This window comes from Brevundimonas sp. GN22 (genome assembly GCF_054824005.1).
This window is the reverse complement of sequence record NZ_JSYD01000024.1, coordinates 22,904-28,948: the sequence shown is the minus strand read 5'-3', so window position 1 is coordinate 28,948 and position 6,045 is coordinate 22,904. Positions and strand designations below refer to the sequence as shown.

The 6,045-nt window shown below is 61.1% G+C and carries 7 protein-coding genes; all 7 read right to left on the bottom strand.

What is annotated here, in order from left to right:
- Positions 1 to 18 precede the first annotated feature (18 nt).
- The 7 genes from argC to OB03_RS04145 all read right to left on the bottom strand — a co-directional run bounded on the left by argC (position 19) and on the right by OB03_RS04145 (position 6,008).
- On the bottom strand, positions 19 to 969 hold the full coding sequence (argC, locus tag OB03_RS04175; RefSeq protein WP_461343311.1) for an N-acetyl-gamma-glutamyl-phosphate reductase: 951 nt from the start codon (positions 967 to 969) through the stop codon (positions 19 to 21).
- A 147-nt stretch (positions 970 to 1,116) separates the two neighbouring features.
- Complete coding sequence (gene rpsI / locus OB03_RS04170; protein WP_242913307.1) at positions 1,117 to 1,602, bottom strand: 30S ribosomal protein S9; 486 nt, start codon at positions 1,600 to 1,602, stop codon at positions 1,117 to 1,119.
- A 2-nt stretch (positions 1,603 to 1,604) separates the two neighbouring features.
- The gene (rplM, locus tag OB03_RS04165) at positions 1,605 to 2,081 is read right to left on the bottom strand and encodes a 50S ribosomal protein L13 (RefSeq protein ID WP_242913306.1); all 477 of its coding nucleotides are present in this window, start codon (positions 2,079 to 2,081) and stop codon (positions 1,605 to 1,607) included.
- A 190-nt stretch (positions 2,082 to 2,271) separates the two neighbouring features.
- Positions 2,272 to 3,015: an ABC transporter ATP-binding protein gene (locus OB03_RS04160; protein WP_242913305.1), complete on the bottom strand. Its 744-nt coding sequence runs from the start codon at positions 3,013 to 3,015 to the stop codon at positions 2,272 to 2,274.
- Positions 3,008 to 4,327, bottom strand: a complete 1,320-nt coding sequence (locus OB03_RS04155) for a lipoprotein-releasing ABC transporter permease subunit (RefSeq protein ID WP_242913304.1) — start codon at positions 4,325 to 4,327, stop codon at positions 3,008 to 3,010. The genes OB03_RS04160 and OB03_RS04155 overlap by 8 nt, the downstream gene beginning before the upstream one ends.
- The gene (proS, locus tag OB03_RS04150) at positions 4,324 to 5,640 is read right to left on the bottom strand and encodes a proline--tRNA ligase (RefSeq protein WP_242913303.1); all 1,317 of its coding nucleotides are present in this window, start codon (positions 5,638 to 5,640) and stop codon (positions 4,324 to 4,326) included. Before proS ends, OB03_RS04155 begins: the two co-directional genes overlap by 4 nt.
- Positions 5,641 to 5,735: 95 nt before the next feature.
- Complete coding sequence (locus OB03_RS04145) at positions 5,736 to 6,008, bottom strand: DUF1467 family protein (protein ID WP_242913302.1); 273 nt, start codon at positions 6,006 to 6,008, stop codon at positions 5,736 to 5,738.
- Between the last annotated feature and the right edge of the window lie 37 nt (positions 6,009 to 6,045).

The following is a 6,045-nucleotide window of genomic DNA, read 5'->3' as shown; positions in this document are numbered from 1 at the left end:
TCACAGCTTGTGTCGGGTTCAGCGAAGGCCGGTGGCTTCGTCCAGACCCAGCATAATGTTGAGGTTCTGGACCGCAGCGCCCGATGCGCCCTTGCCCAGATTGTCCAGCATCGCAACCAGACGGACTTGGCCGCCGTTGCGGTCGCCGAACACATGCAGACGCACGGTGTTGGTGCCATTCAGCGCTTCCGGCTCGATGCCGGTCATGGCTTCCGAGGCTGCCAGATCGACAACCTCGACGAAACACTGGCCTTCATAGGCCGCAGCCAGAGCCGCGTGGATGCTTTCCACCGACGCGCCTTGCGACAGGCTGACCAGATGCAGCGGCACTTCCACCAGCATGCCTTGGCGATAGTTGCCCACGGCTGGCGAGAACAGCACAGGCTGTTGCAGGCCCGTGTGCTTGGTCATTTCCGGCACGTGCTTGTGCTTCAGCGACAGGCCATACCCACGGAACGCGGTCGAAGCGGCCCCCTCAGATTCTTTGGCAGCTTCAAACTCGGCGATCATCTGCTTGCCACCGCCCGAATAGCCGGACACGGCATTCACGGTGACCGGATGGTCCGCAGGCACAATGCCTGCCGCGACGAGCGGACGCATCAGGGCGATGAAGCCGGTCGGATAGCAGCCGGGGTTCGACACGCGGGTCGAGCTGGCGATGGCCTCGCGCTGGCCCGCGTCCATTTCGGCAAAGCCGTAAACCCAGTTCGGATCGACGCGATAAGCCGTCGAGGCGTCGATTACGCGAACCTTATCGTTCTCGATCATCGACACGGCTTCCTTCGCCGCATCATCCGGCAGGCACAGGATAACGGCATCGGCGCTGTTCAGCGCCTCGCGTCGGGCTTCCACATCGCGGCGACGGTCGCCCAGCAACATCAGTTGCAGGTCGGTGCGCGCCTCAAGGCGTTCGCGGATTTCCAGACCGGTCGTACCGGCCTCGCCGTCGATGTAGATGGTGTGGGTCAACTCACTCTAATCCCTAAGCCGCAACGGTGCGGCGACGCTGACATAATAGGCTTGGCCCGCGCGAACAATGCGCAGAAAGCCCAAAAGAAAAGAGCGCCCCGGATTTCTCCGGAACGCCCTTTCCAAATACCGATCGCGGTAAAGCGATTAGCGCTTCGAGAACTGGAAGCTGCGGCGTGCTTTCGCGCGGCCGTACTTCTTACGTTCAACGACGCGGCTGTCGCGGGTCAGGAAGCCGTGCGGCTTCAGAACCTTGCGCAGTTCCGGTTCGTAGTGAGTCAGAGCGTGCGACAGGCCGTGACGGATTGCGCCAGCTTGACCCGACAGACCCGAACCGGTGACGGTGCAGACGACGTCGTATTGGGTCAGGCGGTCAGCAACGTTTAGCGGCTGAGCAACCATCATTTGCAGAACCGGACGAGCGAAATAGTCGTTCAGTTCTTTGCCGTTGACCGTGATCTTGCCAGTGCCGCGCTTCACCCAGACGCGGGCGATAGCGTTCTTACGCTTGCCGGTCGAGTACGAGCGGCCCAGGGCGTCGATCTTCGGTTCAGCAACAACAGCAGCAGCTTCAGTGCCGAGGCCCTTCAGAGCGTCGAAGCCTTCAGCGGTTTCTTGAATCGCGTCAGTCATGCTTATGCGCTCCGGGTGTTCTTGGCCGACATCGACTTGAAGTCGATGGTGGTCGGCTGTTGGGCGGCGTGGTCGTGTTCCGAACCAGCGAACAGACGCAGGTGAGTCATCTGCGCGCGAGCCAGCGGCGACTCTTTCGGCAGCATACGCTCAACGGCTTTCTCAAGAACGCGCTCCGGGAAACGGCCGTTCAGGACCTTCTCCGGGGTGGTTTCCTTGATACCGCCCGGGTGACCGGTGTGGCGGTAGTAAACCTTGTCGGTGTTCTTCTTGCCGGTGAATACAACCTTATCGACGTTGGTGACGACGACGTAGTCGCCCATGTCAACGTGCGGGGTGTAGGTCGGCAGGTGCTTACCGCGCAGGCGGTTAGCGATGAAGGTCGCAAGACGGCCCACCACGACGCCTTCAGCGTCGATATGGATCCACTTCTTTTCGACCTCAGCCGGCTTTTGTGCAGCCGTAGTGCTCTTCAGCATTATGAGGGTCCTAAAGACGTAAAAACAGTCCGTCCCGCTTGGGGAGGACATTGGTGGGCTTGATAATGCGGGTTGCGGAGAACGTCAACGTCAATCCACAGGCCGAAAAATCGCTAGAGCATTGAAGTAGAACGATTTTTATTAGTTGGTATTAAAATACCCGAAGGTTGGTATTAAAATACCCTCCATTTCACCATGTTTGGCTCTCGGCCTTGCGCTCTTCCAGATGGCCGTCCTTCAGAGCGAAGACGCGGTCCATATGTCCGGCCAGTTCCATGTTGTGGGTCGCGATCAGAGCCGCGACACCCTCCTCCTTGGCCAGACGGCGCAAGGCTTCAAACACAGTATGGCTGGTCGTCGGATCAAGGTTGCCGGTCGGCTCGTCGGCCAGCAGCAAGCGCGGGCTGTTAGCCAGTGCGCGGGCAATGGCCACACGCTGTTGCTCGCCACCCGACAACTGGGCCGGTTGGTGCGTCACACGCTCGCCTAGCCCCAGCGCCGCCAGCATTTCGGTCGCACGCGCGCGGGCCTCCGCCTCGCGCACGCCAGCGATACGCATCGGCAAGGCCACGTTGTCGAGTGCGTCGAACTCGGGCAGCAGATGGTGGAACTGATAGACGAAGCCGATGCGGCCCAGACGGATGCGCGTGCGCGCACGCTCGTCCAGAGCGCCGACGTCTTCGCCGTCAATCATCACCTGACCCGAGGTCGGGCGCTCCAAAAGGCCCGCAGCATGCAGCAGCGACGACTTGCCCGAACCCGATGGACCGATAAGGCCAACAACCTCGCCCGGCATGATGTCTAGATCGACACCCTTAAGCACCGTTAAACCGCCCTGCCCCGTCTTATAGGTACGGGTCACGCCGCGCAGCGAGAGCGTCGGCGCGCCTTCGACCGGAGCCGTGGCGGTCTTTCTCTTGAGCAACTTATTCAAAGCGTAGAGCCTCCACCGGATCAATGCGCGACGCGTTCCACGACGGCGGCAAGCTGGCGAGGCAGCTCATGAAGAAGGAGAAGACCGCGACCCACGTCACGTCCCACGGATCGACGTCCGCCGGAATGGAATCGAGCATATAGACGTCCGCATTGAACAACTGGACGCCCAGCAGGGCTTCGAGGAAGTGCTGGATCGAGCCGATGTTCAGGCAGAACAGCAGGCCCAGCGTCAGACCGGCAATAGTACCCCCAATGCCGATGGCTGCACCCGACACGAAGAAGATCCGCAGGATCGCCGACTGGCTGGCACCGATAGTGCGCAGGATGGCGATGTCGCGGGTCTTGTTCTTCACCAGCATGACGATGCCGCTGATGATGTTCATGGCGGCGATTGCGACCACCATGCCCAGAATGATGCTCATGGCCACGCGCTCGACCTTCAGGGCCCCCCAGATGGCGGCCTGACGGTTACGCCAGTCTGTAACAACGGCACCGGGTCCAGCAAGCTGTGTCACAGGCGCGATCATGGTCTCGACCTTGTCAGGCTGGTCGACCTTCATCTCGATCACGTCCCAGACGCCGTCCTTGCCGAAAAACAGTTGAGCCTGTTCCAGCGGCATGAAGACGTAGGCGCGATCATAGTCCGACGCACCGGAGGTATAGATACCGCCGACGATATAGGTCTTTTCCAGACCGCCCAGATTGCCGAAGGCGCTGTCAGCACCTGTCGGAGAGTACAGGCTGATAGGATCGCCTACACGCAGACCCATCTCATTGGCCAGCGTTTTGCCGATCAGGACGTTATCGCCGCCCCACTCGCCCTTGCCGAAGCTGGCCTTGGCCGCATCGTCGAGCGATTCATAGATGTATTTGGAAGCTTGCAGGTCCTGCGGACGCACGCCGCGGACAATGCCGCCTGTTGCGGCACCGGCCACGCGGAACATGGCCGCGTTCTCGGTATAGGGACTGACCGACGCCACACCAGGCAAGTCCGTCAGTCGCTTCAGGGTGGCGTCGCGGTCCGCAGCCCACAACACCGGCCCCTGAACGTACATATGGCCGTTGAACGACAAGATCCGGTCCATGAGCGTACCGCGGAAGCCCGCCATAATACTCATCACGCTGATCAACACCGCCACAGCCAGCATGATGCCGACAAAGCTGATGATGGCGATCAGGGCCACCCCGCCCTCCTTGCGCTTGGCGCGGAGGTAACGCAGCGCCAGCCCGATCTCCCAAGAGGAGAACGGGCCCGACGGGCGCGATGCGGGGGACGGCGACGGAACGGATCCGGTCGCGTGTTCGGTCATTTCGTAAGCAGCTCCACAGCAGCATCCAGCGACAGGGTTTGCTTTTCACCCGTCGCGCGTCGTTTCAGTTCAACCACGCCGTCAGCCAAACCCTTAGGACCGATAACCAGTTGCCACGGAATGCCAATAAGATCGGCAGTGGCGAATTTGCCGCCCGGGCGCTCGTCGGTGTCGTCGTACAGAACGTCGACGCCAGCGGCTTCCAGACGCTTCACCGCATCTTCACAAGCCGCCGAGACGGCTTCGTCCGAAGCGCGCATCGAAATGACGGCCACGTCGAAGGGCGCGACCGAATCCGGCCAGATGATCCCCGCGTCGTCGTGGCTGGCTTCGATGATCGCACCCAGCAGACGCGAGACGCCGACGCCGTACGAGCCCATGTGGACTTCGGTGTCCTTGCCGTCCGGACCAGCGACTTTGGCCTTCATCGGGGCCGAGTATTTGGTGCCGAAGTAGAAGATGTGGCCGACTTCGATACCGCGGGCCGACAGGCGGTCGCCCTCTGCCGTTTCAGCAGCGAAGCGGTCCGCGTCGTGCATTTCTTCGGTGGCGGCGTATAGCGCGGTGCGCTCGTCAAACACGGCTTCCAGTTGCTCGATGCTCAGGTCGTGACCCGGAGGGGCCATTTCCACCAGCTTACGGTCGCAGAAGACTTCGCTCTCGCCAGTGTCGGCCAGAACGATGAACTCGTGCGAAAGGTCGCCACCGATCGGGCCGGTGTCGGCGCGCATCGGCACGGCCTTGAGGCCCAGACGCGAGAAGGTGTTCAGGTAGGCGGCGAACATACGCTTGTAGGCGATACGGGCCGACGCCTCGTCGATGTCGAAAGAGTAAGCGTCCTTCATCAGGAACTCACGGCCACGCATCACTCCGAAGCGCGGACGGCGCTCGTCGCGGAACTTCCACTGGATGTGGAAGAGGTTCAGCGGCAGCGACTTGTAGGACTTCACATAGCCACGGAAGATGTCGGTGACCATTTCCTCATTGGTCGGTCCGTACAGCAGCTCGCGCTCGTGACGGTCGGTAATGCGCAGCATTTCCGGACCATAGGCGTCATAGCGGCCCGACTCGCGCCACAGGTCTGCCAGTTGCAACGTCGGCATCAGCAGTTCGACCGCACCGGCCTTGGTCTGCTCTTCACGGACGATGTTTTCGATCTTGCGCAGAACGCGCAGGCCCAGCGGCAGCCAGGCATAGATGCCCGCGGCTTCCTGCTTGATCATGCCTGCACGCAGCATCAGCTGGTGCGAGACGATCTGGGCATCCGAAGGGGCTTCCTTGAGGGTCGGCAGAAAATAGCGCGACAGACGCATGGGGTAGGCTTTCCTGAATCTTGTCCGGAGTGATTAGCCCCTAGGGCTTTGGCATGGCAACGCACGCCGCCGGAAAAATGGGTTTGAGACGCGCTTTAAAGCGCCGGCAGACGCGACGGATCGATCTCGGGCACGGGGATGATACCCGACCAGATCACACCCACGATGACGACCCAGACGATGGCCGAAACCCAGGTCGTGGTGATGAATTTCTTCTTCAGATTGGGGTTCTTCGGTGCCCCCCACTGTGAGCCGTCCGTCGGGGGCGCGTCCACCTGACCGCTCATACCCAGTGGCAGGATCATAAACAGTACGATCCACCACGACGTCAGATAGATAGCGACAAGGGTGAAAGGACCCAGCGGCATAGACACATCCCCAAAGACAAGCACGTAAGGGTGACGC

What these genes read in the sequence shown, in the direction of transcription:
- rpsI (WP_242913307.1), bottom strand. Translation starts at nt 1,602, where the DNA reads ATGACTGACGCGATTCAAGAAACCGCTGAAGGCTTCGACGCTCTGAAG.
- rplM (WP_242913306.1), bottom strand. Translation starts at nt 2,081, where the DNA reads ATGCTGAAGAGCACTACGGCTGCACAAAAGCCGGCTGAGGTCGAAAAG.
- OB03_RS04155 (WP_242913304.1), bottom strand. Translation starts at nt 4,327, where the DNA reads ATGACCGAACACGCGACCGGATCCGTTCCGTCGCCGTCCCCCGCATCG.
- proS (WP_242913303.1), bottom strand. Translation starts at nt 5,640, where the DNA reads ATGCGTCTGTCGCGCTATTTTCTGCCGACCCTCAAGGAAGCCCCTTCG.
- OB03_RS04145 (WP_242913302.1), bottom strand. Translation starts at nt 6,008, where the DNA reads ATGCCGCTGGGTCCTTTCACCCTTGTCGCTATCTATCTGACGTCGTGG.